Annotated in this window: 11 protein-coding genes and 1 pseudogene; 7 read left to right on the top strand and 5 right to left on the bottom strand. The window is 67.3% G+C overall.

Annotated features, from left to right (window positions below; all coding sequences use genetic code 11):
- Window positions 1-66: 66 nt before the first annotated feature.
- Complete coding sequence (locus BN4252_RS06090) at window positions 67-3765, bottom strand: ABC transporter ATP-binding protein (RefSeq protein ID WP_066527621.1); 3699 nt, start codon at window positions 3763-3765, stop codon at window positions 67-69.
- On the bottom strand, window positions 3765-4703 hold the full coding sequence (locus tag BN4252_RS06085; protein ID WP_230208586.1) for a hypothetical protein: 939 nt from the start codon (window positions 4701-4703) through the stop codon (window positions 3765-3767). The genes BN4252_RS06090 and BN4252_RS06085 overlap by 1 nt, the downstream gene beginning before the upstream one ends.
- A 43-nt stretch (window positions 4704-4746) precedes the next feature.
- Here BN4252_RS06085 and BN4252_RS06080 point away from each other — a divergent pair, with 43 nt between their 5' ends.
- Together BN4252_RS06080 and BN4252_RS06075 are read left to right on the top strand one after the other, a co-directional pair.
- Entirely contained in the window at window positions 4747-6348 is a 1602-nt protein-coding gene (locus BN4252_RS06080; RefSeq protein WP_066527618.1) for a carboxylesterase/lipase family protein, read from the top strand.
- Between the two features lie 87 nt (window positions 6349-6435).
- Window positions 6436-7278, top strand: a pseudogene (locus tag BN4252_RS06075) (DNA primase); the annotation flags it as partial.
- 177 nt (window positions 7279-7455) lie between these two features.
- Here BN4252_RS06075 and BN4252_RS06070 read toward each other — a convergent pair.
- The gene (locus BN4252_RS06070; protein WP_066527614.1) at window positions 7456-7791 is read right to left on the bottom strand and encodes a hypothetical protein; all 336 of its coding nucleotides are present in this window, start codon (window positions 7789-7791) and stop codon (window positions 7456-7458) included.
- A gap of 348 nt (window positions 7792-8139) precedes the next feature.
- Between BN4252_RS06070 and BN4252_RS06065 the strand changes: the two genes are divergently transcribed.
- The 5 genes from BN4252_RS06065 to BN4252_RS06045 all read left to right on the top strand — a co-directional run bounded on the left by BN4252_RS06065 (window position 8140) and on the right by BN4252_RS06045 (window position 13133).
- Window positions 8140-9357 carry an MFS transporter gene (locus BN4252_RS06065; RefSeq protein WP_066527609.1) on the top strand — a complete coding sequence of 406 codons (1218 nt, stop codon included), beginning with the start codon at window positions 8140-8142 and terminating at the stop codon, window positions 9355-9357.
- Window positions 9354-10346 carry a nucleoside hydrolase gene (locus BN4252_RS06060; protein ID WP_066527607.1) on the top strand — a complete coding sequence of 331 codons (993 nt, stop codon included), beginning with the start codon at window positions 9354-9356 and terminating at the stop codon, window positions 10344-10346. The genes BN4252_RS06065 and BN4252_RS06060 overlap by 4 nt, the downstream gene beginning before the upstream one ends.
- A gap of 91 nt (window positions 10347-10437) precedes the next feature.
- Entirely contained in the window at window positions 10438-11262 is an 825-nt protein-coding gene (locus tag BN4252_RS06055; protein ID WP_230208585.1) for an ECF transporter S component, read from the top strand.
- Complete coding sequence (locus BN4252_RS06050) at window positions 11263-11943, top strand: energy-coupling factor transporter transmembrane protein EcfT (RefSeq protein ID WP_230208584.1); 681 nt, start codon at window positions 11263-11265, stop codon at window positions 11941-11943.
- Window positions 11934-13133: an ATP-binding cassette domain-containing protein gene (locus BN4252_RS06045; protein ID WP_066527605.1), complete on the top strand. Its 1200-nt coding sequence runs from the start codon at window positions 11934-11936 to the stop codon at window positions 13131-13133. The genes BN4252_RS06050 and BN4252_RS06045 overlap by 10 nt, the downstream gene beginning before the upstream one ends.
- A 4-nt stretch (window positions 13134-13137) precedes the next feature.
- Here BN4252_RS06045 and BN4252_RS06040 read toward each other — a convergent pair whose 3' ends face one another.
- Window positions 13138-14220, bottom strand: a complete 1083-nt coding sequence (locus BN4252_RS06040; protein WP_066527602.1) for a ParA family protein — start codon at window positions 14218-14220, stop codon at window positions 13138-13140.
- Between the two features lie 71 nt (window positions 14221-14291).
- Entirely contained in the window at window positions 14292-17237 is a 2946-nt protein-coding gene (locus BN4252_RS06035; protein WP_066527599.1) for a DUF3427 domain-containing protein, read from the bottom strand.
- Window positions 17238-17240 lie beyond the last annotated feature (3 nt).

Raw genomic sequence — 17240 nt, 5'->3', positions numbered from 1 at the left:
GAAACATGTTCGTACAGGGGATGCTCTATAGCAATTCTGCGTCGGCCCAGCGCACCGGCACCCCCATTATCGGTGAACTGCCCACATCCGGGCGTAGTGGCCGCCGGCTGCCACGAGCTCCGCGTGGGTGCCGTCCTCCACGATCCGCCCGGCGTCCACCACCACAATCCGGTCGGCGCGGGCGGCGGTGGCCAGGCGGTGGGCCACGATCACCGAGGTGCGGCCGGCGGTGGCGCTGTCGGCGGCGTCCAGCACCGCCTTCTCGGTGGCGGGGTCCAGGGTGGCGGTCGCCTCATCCAGCAGCACCACGTCCGGCTCGAGCATCTCGGCCCGGGCGAGCGCGATGATCTGGCGCTGCCCCGAGCTCAAGCCCCGGCCGCGCCCGCCCACCGGGGCGTTGAACCCGCCGGGAATCGCCGCGATGACGCCGAGCGCGCCGATGCGCCCCACCGCGGCCTCGATCTCGGCCTCGGAGGCACCGGGCGCGCCGTACGCGATGTTCTCGGCCACCGTGCCCTGGAAGAGGTACGTCTCCTGCGGCACTTGGGCCAGCGCCCGCCGCCACGCCGGCAGCGGGAACTGCGCGATGTCCGCGCCGGAGGCGGTGACCCGGCCCGACGACGGGTCGTAGAAGCGCGCGAGCAGCTTGATCACGCTGGACTTGCCCGCGCCGGTGGGACCGACGAGTGCCACGGTCTCGCCGGGGCGCAGCCGCAGGTCCATGTCCTCGATCACCATGGCGGCGGCGGGGTCGGTGGGGCGGTAGGTAAAGGAGGCGTCGGCAAGCGAAAGCTCCCCCTTGGCCGCCTCCCGCGCGCCGGGAGCGGTGCCGGTGTCGGGCACGGTGGTGCGCTCGGCGAGCAGCGAGGTGATGCGCTCGAAGCTGACGGTGGCCTGCTGCCACGAGTCGAAGATCTGGCCGAGCTGCTGGATGGGGCTGTAGAGCTGGCCGAGGTACATGGTGAAGGCCACAAGCACGCCCACGCTGAGTTCACCCTGCGCTACCCGCTCGGCGCCGACGCCCACCACCGCGGCCGTCATGATCTGGGAGATGGCCTGCATACCGGGGAAGTAGAGGCCCATGGTGGTCACGGTGCGCATGCGCAGGCGGCGGTAGGTGTCGGACTCGCGGGCAAACGCCTCCTCCGCGCGCGCCTCGCCGCGGTGCATCTGGGTGACGCGGATGCCGCCGATGAGCTCCGCAAACTGCCCGTTCACGGCCGAGACCTGCTGGCGGGCCTCGGTGTAAAAGCGTTTGGAAAAGGAGCGGAACACCACCGTGGCCGCGGCGATGACGGGCACGGCCGCAAGCGCGAGCAGGGTGAGCGGGATGTCGGTGGCCACCAGCATCACCGACACGCCCGCCAGGCTGCCCACGGCCACGATGGCCTGCGCCAGGCCCGTCTGCAAAAAGCTGGACAGGGTGTCAATGTCCGTGGTCATCCGCGTCATGATCTTGCCGGAGAGCCGCGATTCGAAGTAGCTCAGGCCCAGCTGCTGCAGGTGCGCGTAGGAGCGCAGGCGCAGCGCGTAGAGGAGCCGCTCCCCGGCGCGGGCGGAAAGCACCGTCATCGCGGCGTCCGCGGCCCACGCCGCGAGCACCACCGCGAGCGCGGCCGCGCCCACGCGCACGAGGGTCGCGCGGTCCGCCGGGGCGATGCCGCGGTCGATCGCCGCGCGGATGAGGGTGGGGAACGCGAGGTCCGCCGCCACGCCCACCACCAACAGCGCCACTGTGGCCGCGATGAGCCAGCGCACCGCCTTGAACAGGCTGGACACCTTGAACTCCTCGCTCGCCCGGGCGTTCAGCTCGCGCAGGCGCCGCAGCTGTTCGTCGGTGAGGTTCGGCTGCTCAGTAGCGGGCGGAAGCTTGTCGACGCGCCCCTTGAGCTCATCGCTCATCCCCGCCGCAGCGCGCGCGGGGGCCGGCGGTGCCGGGGGCCAGAGCTGGGCGTGTGAGGGGCGCGCGCCGGCGGGCGCGGTTGACTCCGTGGCGGGCTCCGTGGCCGGCGCAGCGGGCGCGGCGGCCGGCGCGGGGTCCATCAGCGCGCGGTAGGCGGGCGTGGCCGTGATCTCGGCGCGCGGCCCGTCGGCGACGACGCGCCCGGCATCCATCACCACTACCCGCTCGGCGTGGTCCACGGTGGACTGGCGGTGCGCGACCGAGATGACGGTCACGCCGCGCAGCTCGGCGGTGAGGTTGCGCAGGATCTCGGCCTCGGTGACGGCGTCGATGGCGGAGGTTGCGTCGTCAAGCAGCAGCACGCGCGGGCGCGACATGAGCGCACGGGCGAGCGCGATGCGCTGGCGCTGGCCGCCGGAGAGCGTCAGGCCCCGCTCGCCGACCTCCGTGGCGTAGCCGTCCGGCAGGCGGGCGATGAACTCGTCGGCGCAAGCCAGGCGCGCGGCGCGGTGCACGGCCGCCTCCAGCTCGGCGGGCGTGAGCGCCGCGCCCGCGCCGCCAGCGCCGGCGCCCAGGGCGATGTTGTCGAAGACGGACGCCGAGAACAGAAAAGCCTCGTCGAACACGCAGGTGACCTTGCTGCGGATCTCGGCCAGGGGCAGGCTGGGGTAGGGAGTTGGGCGGCCGGTGGCGCTCACAAGCGAAATGCTCCCCGCATCCGGCTCGTAGAACCCCCCGGCGAGCTGCACTGCCATGGATTTGCCGGCGCCGGGCGGGCCCACCACCGCGATCTGCTCGCCAGGGGCGGCGGTGAGGCTCACCTCGTCTAGCACCCGGTGGCTGCCGGTGGAGAAAGTAACGCCCTGGAACGCGATGCCGCACGGGCCCGCCGGCGCGGCGCCGGTGGGCGCGTGGGCGGGTTCGGGGGCGAGCCGTAGCACCTCCTCGAGGCGGTCGACGGAACTCATTCCCATCTGCAGGCGCACGTACTGGCTGGTCACGGCCGCGAGCTGCGCGGTCATAGAGCTCAGGTACGCGGTGAACGCGACGAAGCCGCCGATGGTGATGCGCCCGGTGATCGCGGCGAGGCCGCCGGCGATGATGGTGACCACCAGCGCCACCTTGGGCAGCTGCGCCAGCACCGGCTGGAAGCGGGCGGTGAGCTTGGCGGCTCGCATCTTCACCGCGTAGAGCTCGCGGCCGAGGCGGTCTAGCGTGTCTACCTCGCGCTGCTCCTGGCCGAACGCCTTGACCACGCGCACGCCGGAGACGGTCTCCTCCACGTGCTGCGTGAGGTCCGCCGCGGCCTGCTGGTTTGCCCAGGTGGCGGCGTAGAGCGCGCGGCGCGAGCGGTTGGCCTCCCACAGGATCAGCGGCAGCAGCGCGAGCGCCATGAGCGTCAGCGGGACGTCCATGGCGAACATGACCACCAGCGTGGCTGCGAGCTGCAGCGCGCGGGTGGCAAACATGGGCGAGCTGGCCAGCACCATGTGGAACTGGTTCAGGTCCGTGATCGAGCGTGAGACGATCTGGCCCGCCTCGATGCTGTCTTGGCCGGGCCCGTCCAGTCGGTGCAGGGTGCGCAGCAGCTCCACGCGCAGCCAATGCTGCGAGCTGGACGCGAGCCGGCCGGAGGTGAAGCGCCGCACGAAGTTGCAGGCGTAGGTGACCAGGGCCACGGCCACCATCAGCCACGCCACGCGCGTGACGGATCCCGCGGCCTGCCCGGTGGCAATGTCCACCGCGCGGCCCGTCAGCGCCGGCACCGAGGTTTGCAGCAGCGCGCTCGCCGCAGCCGCGCCGAATGCCGCTGCCGCCGGCGCGGGGTTCGCCTTCAGGGAGCGGGTGAGGAGGTTCGCCATCAGGAGCGCTTGCTTGCCGACGCCCCCTTGCCCCCGTCCTTGCCGTGACCGAACAGGGTCAAAATCCACGCCGCGAACTCCCGCGGGTCGGCGCTGAGCTTCGCCTTAGTGCCGTTTTCATCGGTGTTGTCGGCGCCATCGGTATCCGCAGTATCCGCGTCCTTGGGCGGCAGCGGCTCCGGGAAGGTGTCCGGCACCGGCCCGAGGCTGGACTGGATGTTGCCCAGGATGGTGTCGGCGAGTTTGCGGTTGGCGGCGGTGCCGGCCGCCGCGCCGAGGCCGAGCGGCATCAGCTTGTCCAGCCAGGCGTGGCGCAGGCGCTTGTTCAACGAGCGCATCGCGGCGCGGGTGAGCACGTTGTTGGTCTGGGCGAGCTGGGGCCCGGCGAACTTTGCCATGGTGTGCTTGCCGGGCAGGCCCTTTGCGTCCTCGCCGAGCATGGCGTCCACGATGGCCAGGCCCTGGGAGCCCATCAGCGTGGTCAGGACGATGGCGCGGCGGCGCTCCGGGTCCGAGATGTCCTCCCCGCGCAGGTACGAGGAGGCCACGGCGTAGAACGCGGCAAGATCCAAAAACAGCACGGACTCGCCCGCGATGGCGGCGGTGCCGGTGACCAGCCCAACGCCCGGCACTGCCGCCGCCGCACCCGCACCCGCGCCGGTGCCGGTCACGGTGTTGCGGAAGTGCTTGGCCATGCGCTCCTGGATCTCGGCTGGGGTGGCGTCCTCGTCCTGGCGGCGCAGCCAGTTCACGTAGGCGCGGATGGTGCCCGTTTGCAGGTGCACCGCGGTATCCACCGCAGCAATGAAGGCGCGGCCGAGCGGGCCGGCATCGCGCTCGAGGGCGGCCGGGTCCGACCCGATCACGTCGTTGATGGTTTTCTGCGCCTCGCGCTTGTCATTGCGCTTGTCATTGTCACTGCGGTTGAGTCCGAACACGCGGCACAGTCTATTCCCATCCGGGCTCGCTAGGCTGTGGCACATGAGCGGGACAGCAGGCGACCCCGCGTTCGACGTGCCTACCACCAGCGGGCGCGTGCGCGGGATGTACCACGGGCGTACCGGCGTGCGCACGTGGCGCGGCATTCCCTACGGCGGCCCCACCTCCGGCAATGACCGCTTCCGCGCCCCGCGGCCGGCCGAGCCGTGGCGCGGGGTGCGCGACGCCACGCGGTTTGCGCCCCCGGCGCTGCAGGGCACGTACGGCTGGAAGGATGCCGTGGTGGGCACCGAGGACTGCCTCACCCTGGACATCGTTCGCCCGGACACGGAAGACGTTCTGCCCGTAGTAGTCAACTTCCACGGCGGCACGTTTGTCACCGGTGCCTCCAACGAGCGGGTGCTGCGCGGCTACTACCTCTCGCGCGCCACGGACGTGGTCTACGTCTCCGTGAACTTCCGCCTCGGCGTGCTGGGTTACTTGGATTTCCGCTCCATCGGCAACGACTGCGACGCCAACCCGGCGCTGTGGGACCAGATCCTGGCGCTGCGCTGGCTGCGCGCCAACATTGCCAACTTCGGCGGGGATCCGCGCCGGGTGACCATCATGGGGGAGTCCGCCGGCGGCGCCGCCGTGGTGCACCTGATGTGCGCGCCCGCGGCGCGCGGCCTCTTCCATGGGGCGGTGGCGCAAAGCCCGCCGTCGGCAAGCGTGCACTCCAGACTCCAAGCCGCGATGTGGGTGCGCAGGCTTATCGACGGCATGGGGATGTCGCACCTATCCACCCTGGACGATCTCCGCGCGGCCGACGCGGCTGACTTGGTGCGCGTGGGGCAGTCGATGCTGCTCAACTCCAAGGAGCTAGTGCAGCTCAACACCAGCTTCATGCCCACCGTGGACGGGGTGAGCCTGCCCGAGCACCCCATCGACACCTTCGAGCGCGGCCGGCAAGCGCCGGTGCCGCTGATCATCGGCACCAACTCGGGAGAGGCCAGCTTTGCCAAGGCGCTGTACCAAACCACCAAGCAGCGCCAGAAGGCGGCGCGCCGGGCGCTGGCCGTGTACGACCCGGATAACGTGCACCGCGTGCTGGAGGCCTACGGGCAGGTGGGCGGGCGCGCCGACTTCGCCGACCTGATCGCGGACGCTGTGTTCTGGGCGCCGTCGGTGATGCTTGCCACCGCGCACCGGCGGGTTGCACCGACGTGGATGTACCGCTTCGAGTACGCCTCTGAGACGATGCGCCGGCTCGGCCTCGGCGCCATGCACACCGCGGACCTGCTGGCGGTGTTCGGCGACCCGTTTGGCACCCGCGCCTCCCGCATCGAGCTCTTCGGCCCGCCGCAGGGCTTCGAGGAGGTCAGCGAGCTGATGCAGTACCACTGGGGCAACTTCTTCCACACGGGTAAGCCGGGGCCGGAGTGGCCGGTGTACGGCTTCCGTTCGGATGAGCGACCGGGCCGCGCCACCGCCGTGTTCGACCGGAATTTACGCATCGAGCTGGACCCGAAGTCCGAGCAGCGCCTGGCGTGGGAGAGCTTCGACATGCGCGAGTGGGGCTCCAGCCGCGACGACGTGATGGAGATGCTGGCCGAGTACTTCGGCATAGACCTGCCCGGGCCGGAGGTGGACGATGACGAGTAGTTCGCCCGCGCCGCTGGTGTTTCGTGGCTAGGCTGGGGCGAGCCCGTCTTCATCCGCGGGAGACGCCCTGAGGAAGGACTTGCCCAAATGAGCTTTTTCGAGGACATCGCCGCCGCCCTTGACCGGGACGGCATCGAGTCGCGCGTCCACGATGAGACCATGTTCGTGCCGATCACGGCGGACGTGGAGATCCAGTTCGTGGAGATCGACGCGCACCTGCCCGCAGCCAACGTCTACATCGCCGCGGCGGACGTGGACGAGGACGACGACGAGTTCGAGGCGATCTTGGTCTCCGTGGTGTTCTCGGTGGAGGACGCGGTGCGCACCGTGGCGGACCACATGGCCACCGACCAGGTGGTGACCGTGCTGCGCGACCTGCTCGAGGGCACGGACGAGCGTATCGGGGACCTGGAGTTTTTCCAGGACCGCGTGAACCCGGACCTGGTGCGCGCCGAGGTGGGCGAGAACGCCGAGCTGCAGGTGCTGGTGGAGGTGGCCGACGGGGTGCCGAGCGCCACCGTGCAGTTCGTCGCCCTCTCCGACGGCCAGGACGACCTGATCGATGACGCGATCGGCGAGCTGTGGGAGTCCGACGGCGATGCCGAGCTCACGGACGAGGACCGCCTGCGCCTCTTCGAGGCGATCCAGAGCGAACTTGTCGACGATTCCGAGGTGCTCGAGCTGGGCAAGTTCACCGACTTCGACCGGCTCTTCGACGTGCTATCCCTTGCCGCCGACCAGGCCGAGGACTGGGAGTCCCAGCTACTGCCGGTGGAGGACGACTTCGACGAGCCCGACGTCTACGACCTGTTCGCCGCGGACGCAGACGATGCGGACAACGAGGATGATGCGGACGACGAAGATGACGCAGACGACGACTTCGGCGACGCGCTGAGCGACGACCTCGAGGATGACGACCTCGGCGACGACGACTTCGGCGACGACGACAGCGAGGACGCCACCACCCACGGCTACTTCATCGACCCGGCGGACGAGGCGATGTCCGACGGTGTCGACGGCCCGACCGGGCTGGACCCGGATACCGAGGTCGATGCCGAGGACGAGATCTAGGCGCTCCGCCCGCCGGCGCCCGCTTGCACCCGCGGGTTACGCCGCAGACAGCCCCTCGAACATGGAGGGCGGGGAGGCGATGGGGTTGAATTGGCCGTCCACCAGCCAGACGTAGCTGGCGGCACGCGCCGCCGGCAGCTCGTGGACCGCGTCGATCGCATCCTCCGGGACGAGGGCGCGCACCCAGGCCTCGGTGTAGCGGCGGTCCGCCGGCAGGCCCGAGGTGTCGGTGATGCGCAGTTCGACCAGGTAGGCTGGCACCTGCGTCTCGCCGTAGCCGCGGATGCGGGCGCGCGCCCGCGGGCCGACGCGCCGGCGGGTGACGGCCGCGCTGAGCTGCGGCCCGCCGTCGAAGCGGGGGAGCGACTTCACAGGCGGGCGCCCCGGGGGGGGGGGGGGGGGGGCCTTTCCATACATCCGGCGCGCCGCGGGCGTCGCGGCCGTGGGCGGCTGCCCACCGCCTCCTGGCGCCCGCCTGTGAAGTCGCTCCCCCGCTTCGACGGCGGGCCAGCGAGCGGGGGTGGTGGATGATGGCGGCCAGGGCGTCGACGGTGGCCCTGTGGCGGTCGAGGATCGTGCCCGCCAGCGCGGCGGGGGTGCTGATGGTGGAAGTGAACATGGCCCGAACTCTAGAACGCCGGTTCGACACGCCCGCGACACAGTAGAACAAAGGTTCGATAAATCCGCAGTTCGGCCAGTTAGGGCTAGGGTTGGCAGGCGATGTCAACAACCGAGCACCCCCAACAAACCCGCCGCACCGAGCCCCAGCCCCAGATCCCGCGCACCATTTGGGTGCTCGCGGCGGCGGCGTTCATCATCGCGCTGGGCTACGGCTTCATCGCCCCGGTGCTACCGCAGTTTGCCAGCAGCTTCAACGTGTCCATGGCGGCGGCCGGCGCGGTGGTCTCCGTCTTCGCGCTCGCGCGCCTGCTCGGCGCCCCGGGCGCGGGCGTGCTGGTGGACAAGCTGGGGTCCCGTCCCGTCTACCTCACGGGCTTGAGCATCGTGGCGGTGGCCACCTTCTTCGTGGCCTTCGCTCAGGCGTACTGGCACATCGTGGCGCTGCGCTTCATCGCGGGCTTCGGCTCCACCATGTTCACGCTTTCTGCGCAGGCGCTTATCGTGCGGGTGACGCACCCGTCAATCCGCGGCCGCGCCAACGCCATCTACGCCACGTCCTTCCTGCTGGGCAACATCTTCGGGCCGATCATCGGCGCGGCGCTGTCCTTCTTGGGGTACCGCGTGCCGTTCGCCGTCTACGGCATCGGCGTGGGCGTGGCGGCGGCGCTGGTGTGGGCGCTGACCCACAAGCCGGCGGGGGAGGGCGCGGCGCTGCCGCCGGCCAAGCCCGCGATGCGGTTCGCCGAGGCTTGGGCCCGCCCCACTTACCGGGCGCTGCTGGTCACGGCGTTCACCAACGGCTTCGTCAACATGGGCGCGCGCGTAGCGGTGCTGCCGCTGTTTGCAGCGTCGGTGTTCGAGCACGGCGGCGCGGCCTCGGGGCTCGCGCTCACCGCGTTCGCCGCGGGCATGGCCGTCACCCTGCAATTCTCGGGTCGGCTCGCGGACGCGCGGGGGCGCCGGCCACTCATCCTCGCGGGCCTGGCCACCGCGGGCGTGTTCACCGGGGTGCTCGGCTTGGCGCACAGTTTCTGGCCCCTGATCATCATCTCCGTGCTCGCGGGCGCGGGCGGCGGCCTGATGAGCCCGGCGGTGCAGGCGTCGCTGGCGGACATCATCGGCAATGACCGCTCCGGGGGTAAGGTGCTGTCCACCTACCAGATGACGCAGGACTTCGGCCAGATCCTCGCCCCGATCCTCTTGGGCGCGGTGGCGCAAGCGGCCGGCTTCGGCACAGCCTTCGGGCTGTGCGGGGCGCTCGCCGCCGCGGCCTTTGTCCTGTTCCTCTTCCAAGGCAAGGAGACGATGCAGCGATGACCCGCGTCATCCTCGATTGCGATCCTGGCATCGACGACACGTACGCCCTGATCTATCTCGCGGCCCTCAACCACGCCGGCGAGCTGGAGCTGGACTGCGTAACCACCACCACCGGCAACGTGGAGGCGGACCAGTGTGCTCGCAACGCCGCCTATGTGCTCACGCAGTGCGGGTTGCGCATGATTCCGCTGGCGGCCGGCGTGCCGGAGCCGCTGGTGTGCGAGGCCACCACCACGCCGGAGACGCACGGGGAGACTGGCCTGGGCTACCTCACCGCGCCCGAGCGCCACGTGGAGCACGACTGGGAAGCGCTGTGGATCGATGCCATCGAGCGGGGCACGGACGACCTCCACCTCATCGTCACTGGGCCCATGACCAACCTCGCCGCGTTCGCGCGCCTGCACCCCGCCCACTTCGCGCGGCTCCAACACATCACGGTAATGGGTGGGGCGGTGAACTACCCGGGCAACACCACGCCAACCGCCGAGTGGAATTTCTGGGTGGACCCGCACGCGGCCGCGGAGGTGTTCGACCGGGCCGAGGCGCCGATCACGCTGTGCCCGCTCAACGTGACGGAGCGGATGGTGTTGGAGCCGGGGCGGTTGGAGGGGATCGTCGATAAGCTAGGCCCAACCCCCCTGGACCTTGAGGCAATCACCCGCTTCTACTTCGAGTTCCACGAGGACGTCGGCGAGGGTTACCGCGCGCAGATCCACGACCTGCTCACGGTGATGGTCGCGCTTGAGCGCGTGCCGGGGAGCTTTTGCTTGTCGACGCTCGCCGTGGAGCACACCTCCACCCTCACCCGCGGCACCGCCGTGGCGGACCTGCGGGGCATGTGGGAGCGCGACCCCAATGCGCGCCTGCTCACGGGCGCCGATATCGACGCGGCGTGGCGCGAGTTCGAGCGGGCGTGCGAGGTGCACGCGCGCTTCTTCGGTGGGGACGCGGCCGTGGCGGCGGGCTACCACCGCAAGGCGGAGGATTAACGGCTACACTGCTCCACCGAACGAGCCGCCACCGAGGTGACATAGGTGGCACGGGCCGTACACGCACGCATCCTCCGACCCGAAGGTACCCATGCCCACTGTCACTACCGCACCCGCCACCAGCCGCCGCGGCGGCGCCGAATGGACGCCCGCGCGGCGCGGCCTAGTCATCGCCGGCGCCGCGATCATCGCTGCCACCTGGCTATACCTCGTCTTGGTCCGCCCGACGGACTGGGAGAACGTCACCGGCTCCACGCAGGGCATTATCACCCTGCTGGGCTACGGTGCGGGCACGGCCCTGCTGCTCGCCGCCACCGTGCCGGTGCTGCCGGCGCGCACGCTGGGCCTGATCCCGATCGCGATGATCATCAACTCGGTGGTGGGGGAGATCGTGGGCTCCATCGGCCTGCCTCTCTACCTGGACACCATCGGCACCGTGCTGGTGGCCGCCCTGGCCGGGCCCGTGGCCGGCATGACCACGGGCGCGCTGAACAACGTGGTGTGGGGCCTGCTCAACCCGGCGGCCCTGCCGTTCGCCGCGGGCGCCGCGCTGGTGGGCTACCTCTCCGGCGTGTTCATCCACCGCTTCCACGCGTTTAAGCACCTCGGCACCGTGGTGCTCTACGGCCTGCTGTTGGGCCTGGTTGGCGGCATGGTGGCCGCCCCGGTGGCCGCCTTCGTCTACGGCGGCACCGCGGGCGTGGGCACCGGCGCGCTGGTGAGCCTGTTCCGCGAGATGGGCGGCTCGCTGATCGCGTCGGTAACCACGCAGGCGTTCATCTCGGACCCGGTGGACAAGATCCTGGTCATGCTCATCGCCTACGCCACGGTGAAGGCGCTGCCCAAGCGCACCGTGGACGCCTTCGCCCCGCGCGAGGGCCAGGGTTCCGCGGGCGCGACAGCCGCAACTGCGTAAGTGGTCAACCCGCTCACCGCGCTCGCCGTCGGCGCCTCCGGGTGGATCCTCGTGATGGGGATCAACACCCCGCAGGCGTCGGCGGCGATTGTCATCGCCGCCCTAGCAATCGCCGCCGCCAAGACGCGCAACTTCGCGCCCGCGTTCGCCGTTATCGCCCTCGCCCTGCCCGTGGCGCTGTCCATGCTGATCATCCACGCCCCCTATGGCGAGGAGCGGATTGCGCCGCTGCTCACCGCGGACGGTGCGGCTATCGCCGGCGAGCTAGCCCTGCGCTTCACTGCGCTCATGGCCTGCCTGGTGGCCGCGGGCGCGTTTGTGCGGGTGCCGGACCTGGCCAAGGCGCTGCAGGCGCTCCCCGGCGGCAACCGGCTAAGCTACCTCGCCGGCTCCACCCTGCAGCTCTTCCCGCAGGGCACGCAGCGGGTGCGCGTGACCCGGGACGCCAACCGGCTCGAAGCGCGCCCCATCACTGCCAAGACCGTGGTGCCGAACCTGATCATGCCGGTGCTCACCGAGCTGCTCACGCTCAGCTCTCACCGCGGCCGCGCCCTGGAGACCGCAGGCTACGACATCCCCGGCCCCAAAACCGTGCTGCGCCCCGTGCCCGATTCCGCACTCGAGCGCGCGGTGCGATGGACCGCGCCTCTGATCTGCCTGGCGGTGGCGCTGTGGCTGTGACCTTCGACCTCGCTCCGCTCGAGCAGGCCCTCGCGGACTACAGCACCGTCCAGATCACGGCCGATTCCGGCGCCGGCCTGACCAGCCTGGCCAACCAGATCCACGAGACGTGGCCCCACGCCGCCGTCGTGGGCCAGGACCCGGTCGCGCACATCACCTACCTGCGCGAGACCGTGATCGAGGAAATCGCCATCGGCCTCGAGCAGCGCGGGTGCCCTCGCGCCGAGATGCAGGCCCGCTGCGAGCGCATCCTCGCCGCCGCCGGGCTCACGGACCTCGCCGAGCGCAACCCCGCGAAGCTCTCCGGTGGGCAGACGCGCCGGGTGGCCATCGCTGCCGTTGCCGTCCTGGAGCCCGAGGTGCTCGTGCTGGATGACCCGTTTGCCGGCCTCGACCCGCACTCCGCCGCCCGCATCCAGGACCTGCTTCGGGCCCTGCCGTCGCGCGTGGTGCTGCTCGGCACCCGCGCTCGCCCAATCCCGTCCATAGAGCTTTCGCTTATCGACGCCACCCTCCAACCACCTCCCACACCCCAACCCGCCCCGGCCTTGCCCGCGCCCGTGCAGCCTCCGCAGCTGCCCCCGCTTGATCTCGGCGAGGTTTCCGCCACCCGCGGGGGAGGAAAGCGCAGGTGGTGGCAGTTCCGCGCGCCCAAAGACCCCGCCTTTACCGCGGGACCAATCACGCTCCGGGTCGTGCCCGGCGAGGTGCTGTGGCTGCGGGGTGCGAACGGCTCCGGCAAGACGACGCTGCTGCGCGCCATGGCCGGCCTGGACAGCAACCCCGGGCTCCTAGCCACCCGTGGTGTGAGCGTCTCGCTTGCGCTGCAGCGCGCCGCCGACCAACTCGCCGAGTCCACCGTGGGTGACTTCGTAGGCAGCGACGCGGCGCTCGCTCGCCTCGCCGAGCTCGGCGTCGAGCTCGACGCGGACGCCCACCCGCTCGATCTCCCGGCCGCGCACCTGCGTTTGGTACAGCTCGCGCAGGTGTTCTCGCAGGGGCGTCAGCTTGTGCTTCTCGACGAACCCGACGTAGGCCTCGACACCCCCAACCGCGCCCGCGCCCACGCCCTCATCGCGGATGCCCTAGCGCGCGGTGCCGCCGTTATCCTCACCTGCCACGACGCCTCTTTCGCCGACGAGGTGGGGGAGTACGCGGTGGTCATCGAGCGGGAGCTTGTAGCTCCCTAGTCGGCTACTGGCTAGCCTCCTCTGGGGTGAAGAGACGGTCGTGCACCGCGTCCGCAACGTCCCTGATTTTGGCTGCGTAACTATCGCGCTGGTTTAACGTAGCTCCACGTACGCCGTCCTTGGCCTGCAAGTCCGCGATTGGGGCGTGCACATCTTGCGCAGTTGCGGGCATTGAGAACATGTGGGGAACGTGACCCAGCAGGTACTCGGTTTCGCGCTGGCCCAGCGTGTGGCCAATGGTTCGCGCCTCGTCCGAGAACTTGTCTCGGAATCGCTCGAATGCCCCAACAAGTTTTTCTTCGCCGTTCGCTTTCTTCTTTACGTATTCCAGGGTGGTGTAGCCGAGGTATTGGAGCTGGCTACCACCGTGGCCAGGAATGCGCAGGCTTTGTGCTTTCTTTTGGTAACTCGGACTGAACTCTCGCCATCGGCTGACGTTTGCCTCTGCCATCTCGGAATACTCCGACACCCACGCGTCGAACCAGCGCGCCAAGTTTCCAAATGCGTGGTAGCTGAACAGGTCGGTCGCGGTTGGGGTGACAAATGCATCACAACCCAGCAGGACTGTCCGGTTGAATGGACCGAGGCTCGGTCCCACGTCGAACATGATCACGTCATACCGATCCGCTTTCTCCATTGCAGATACCAGCTGACCTGCCCAATGCACGCGCCGGAACGACGCCGTCTCCTTACTGAGAGCCGCTTGCCACGCGGACGACATCACATCTTCGATCTGGGACAGCATCGAATGCCCGGCCATCACGTCGACTTTGAAGCGCTCAGACCGATACACCGGGATTTCATGGTCAATCTCGGGCTCACCTTCGCGCAGTGGAATAAACAGGCCGTAAACCGTCTTGCCTAGGGATTTTTGGAGCGCGTCCTTTGGGTCAGCATCACCGTCGTAGATGGCCGCGGTCTGTTTTTCGTTTAGGAGGAGCTGCGTGGCGTTGCACTGCGGGTCACAGTCGACGTAGAGAACCCGTTTACCCCTCTGGGAGAAGTTGTATGCAACGTTCGTCGAAAGGGTGGTCTTGCCGACGCCCCCCTTGTTGTTGAAAAAGCTCAGGGTTCTGACGCCAGACACGTTTCCTCCAGTTCATTGCGACCTGCCGGATCTTATCTCACCCACGCGCAACCCGCCCGGACGACAGGGAATTACTTTCCGTGCTGGTCAACGAGCTTGTTAGCGGTGATGACGTCGAAAAGCGAGGATTCAATAGGGACGCGGATCTTTAGGTCAGTGATGACAACGTCTAAGTTTTCCCCCGCGTTGCCTCGCATGACAGTTTGGCGCGCATTCTCAGCGTCGACTTGGCCGAGGTAGTAGAAACCAGTTCCCTCCGCATCCTCGCGTTTCACAAAGAGAAGAAGGTCGACGGAGCCGTCCAGGATGGGTTGCAACCCTTTGCTATCCAGCCGATAGCCGTGGCGGGAGAACCATCGCATGGTGGAGGTGTCAAGCAACGTGTCCTCATAGCGCATGCTTGCCGCTACGTCAGCTCCCTTGTGGTACGTGACAAAGATAGGGCAGGTACCCGTTTCTTTATCAACCTTGTACCCGAACATCGTAGATTGCCCATTCGAACTCCAATTCAGAAGTCGAGAGACGTCCTTGCGGGTGTATATCTCCCCGACGACCAGCTCATCGGATCGACCATATCGCCGAGCATTAATCATGAGCCCGGTCTTGATAACGTCGTCCACGTGGTGTCTAAAGCTCGCCTCGGGCGAAGGATGGCTTCCAGAATAAGAGAAGTACAGCCCGGCGAAGTCTGGACCTAACCGAAAACCGCGTTCGTCGCGCTCCACCAGCGGGCTAGCGCCGTACATCTTCCGGCCTGCGTCTTTAAACCATGTGATCGAAAGAATATTCTCCACGGTCCGCAGCATTATCTCGCTGACCTGGATGCTGGAGTGCCATCGGGTGAGAATCTCCGCATATCGCTCTGTAGAGACGATGCCGTCGGGCCCCTCTCGCAGCAGTTCTTGGAGTAAAAGCAATTCCTGCGGGCGTTTGCCGTTGAGCAGCTCTACCGTCACGAATGACAGAAATTGTTGTTCGCGAGCGGATGGACCAGCCTCTACAAATCCCAATTTGTGAAGAAGGGACCAGTAATTTCGTGATTTACCGTCCTTCTCAGTCGTCGCAGCCAGGATAAATGGATCCATGGCCTGTTGGATCACAAAATCGGAGAGCATGGGAGTCCGACCGAGACGCGATTCGAGCGCAGCGATCTCCTTCCGCTTGGCCACCTGACTGGTCAGGCGGGCTTTCTTCAGCGATTCGACAATGCGGGCAGTGGAAACCTCATCGAAGCTGACAGTCGATCCTCCCGCTACCGGGTTCCGCCTGGTTTTCCGGACCTTCTCACGGATTTTGTCCGGATCTGCGGAGTGCTCGCCTGTAAGAGCAATCGGGATGAGGTAGTTGTTCGCGTAGTTCCCGATAAAGTCGATGACTCGCAGTGATTTCTTTCCGTCGGCCTTCCGCAGCCCCCGCCCGAGCTGCTGCGTGAAGATGATGGAAGACTCTGTGCTGCGGAGGAAGATCACCACATTAACCGCGGGGATATCAATGCCCTCGTTGAAGATATCGACGGTGAGGATGTAATCTAGCTCACCAGATTCGAGTCTGCTGACGACCCGAAGGCGTTCGTCGACCGGGGTGGATCCCGAAATCGCTTCCGTTCGCAAGCGCTTCCCGTGGGCGTCCCGCATATTGAGCGCTGCCGACAAGCCTGCGGCTTCCTTATTACTGCTGCAGAAGATCAGCCCTTTGCTGCCTTCGGCGAAGGAATAGTCCTGTATTGCCTCCACAATGTAGGAGACACGCTCCGTTGAAAGAAGATCAGACAGCTTCGAGGAATCGCCGATGGAGCCGCGGGCGTTCTGATAGTCCGTGACCCCGTAGTAATCGAACGGGACCAGCATGTGGTTTTCGAGCGCGCCCTCGAGTCGGATCTCGTACGGCACGTTGTAGTCAAAGAGCTTGTAAATGTTGAAACCGTCGGAGCGCTCCGGAGTCGCTGTGAGGCCCAGCGTGAACTTTGGGTGGAAATAATCCAGTACGCGCTGGTAGGAGATAGCGCCGGAACGGTGAACCTCATCGATGATCACCAGGTCGAAATGAACGGGTGAGATTTCGGCGAGTGTCTCCATCTTGGACAGCGATTGGATAGTCGAGAAGACCACCTTTCTGTTTGTTTCGCGCTGATTTCCGACGAGAAATCCAATATGACCGTCTTCAAGCCCGAGCACTCGTTTGAAAGAGTCTGCGGCGCTCCGGAGGATTTGCTCGCGGTGCACTACGAACAGGATGCGGCTTGCCTGCAGCTGACGCGCCGCGAGTGCGGCGAGAATGGTCTTGCCGGTTCCTGTCGCCGAGATGATGAGTGCACGCTTCCCGCCCTTCTGGACGACTTCATCCAGGGCCGAGAGCGCTTCCACCTGCATGGCGTTTGGCTCGATCTGTTCTCCGTCCGGTGTTATTGCTACCGGCTGGGAGTCTCTGATGACAATGCGTCTGGGTTCGCGCTCCCGTTCGTAGTTGGCAATCCATTCTTCGGTCAGTGGGACCGCATTCGCACGGTGGTTGTGCGCGGCCTGTTTCAGTTGCCAGGCAATATCACCGTCTTTGTGGGTGGAGAACCGTACATTCCACTCCCGGTTCGAGATCAGCGCAGTTCGAGTGAGGTTAGAACTCCCGATCACCGCGGTGATGTGATCTGAATGGGTGAAAATGTAGCCCTTGGCGTGGTGGGGCACACCTTCCATAACGAACACATCAACGTTTTTCAGCGTGAGTAATTCACGCAATGCCGCAGGCTCGTTGAAGTCGAGGTAAGTACCGGTGACGATCACGCCGCGGCCGTTAAAGGTTTGCAGATCCTGTTTGATTGCACCCACGCCATCAGCTGAAACAAACGCGACCGAGAAAATGAAGCTATCCGCAGTTGCCAGCTCCGAGCGCAGGAAGCTGAACATCGTGGATTCGTCTTCGTTGGCGATGAGAGCCGGGTTCTCGATGAAGGCGGCCTCGGCATTCCGATCGATAAATCCGAATTGAATATCGCTTTGCAGCGATTCGAGAGAGCGGCCCATCGT

Origin of the sequence: Corynebacterium bouchesdurhonense, assembly GCF_900078305.2 — a bacterium.
Taxonomy (GTDB): Bacteria; Actinomycetota; Actinomycetes; order Mycobacteriales; family Mycobacteriaceae; genus Corynebacterium; species Corynebacterium bouchesdurhonense.
This window is presented reverse-complemented; position numbering and strand designations above follow the sequence as displayed.

Bases quoted from the DNA above. Each gene is read 5' to 3' on its own strand.
- BN4252_RS06090 (WP_066527621.1), bottom strand. From the start codon at position 3,765: ATGGCGAACCTCCTCACCCGCTCCCTGAAGGCGAACCCCGCGCCGGCG.
- BN4252_RS06080 (WP_066527618.1), top strand. From the start codon at position 4,747: ATGAGCGGGACAGCAGGCGACCCCGCGTTCGACGTGCCTACCACCAGC.
- BN4252_RS06065 (WP_066527609.1), top strand. From the start codon at position 8,140: ATGTCAACAACCGAGCACCCCCAACAAACCCGCCGCACCGAGCCCCAG.
- BN4252_RS06060 (WP_066527607.1), top strand. From the start codon at position 9,354: ATGACCCGCGTCATCCTCGATTGCGATCCTGGCATCGACGACACGTAC.
- BN4252_RS06055 (WP_230208585.1), top strand. From the start codon at position 10,438: ATGCCCACTGTCACTACCGCACCCGCCACCAGCCGCCGCGGCGGCGCC.
- BN4252_RS06035 (WP_066527599.1), bottom strand. From the start codon at position 17,237: ATGGGCCGCTCTCTCGAATCGCTGCAAAGCGATATTCAATTCGGATTT.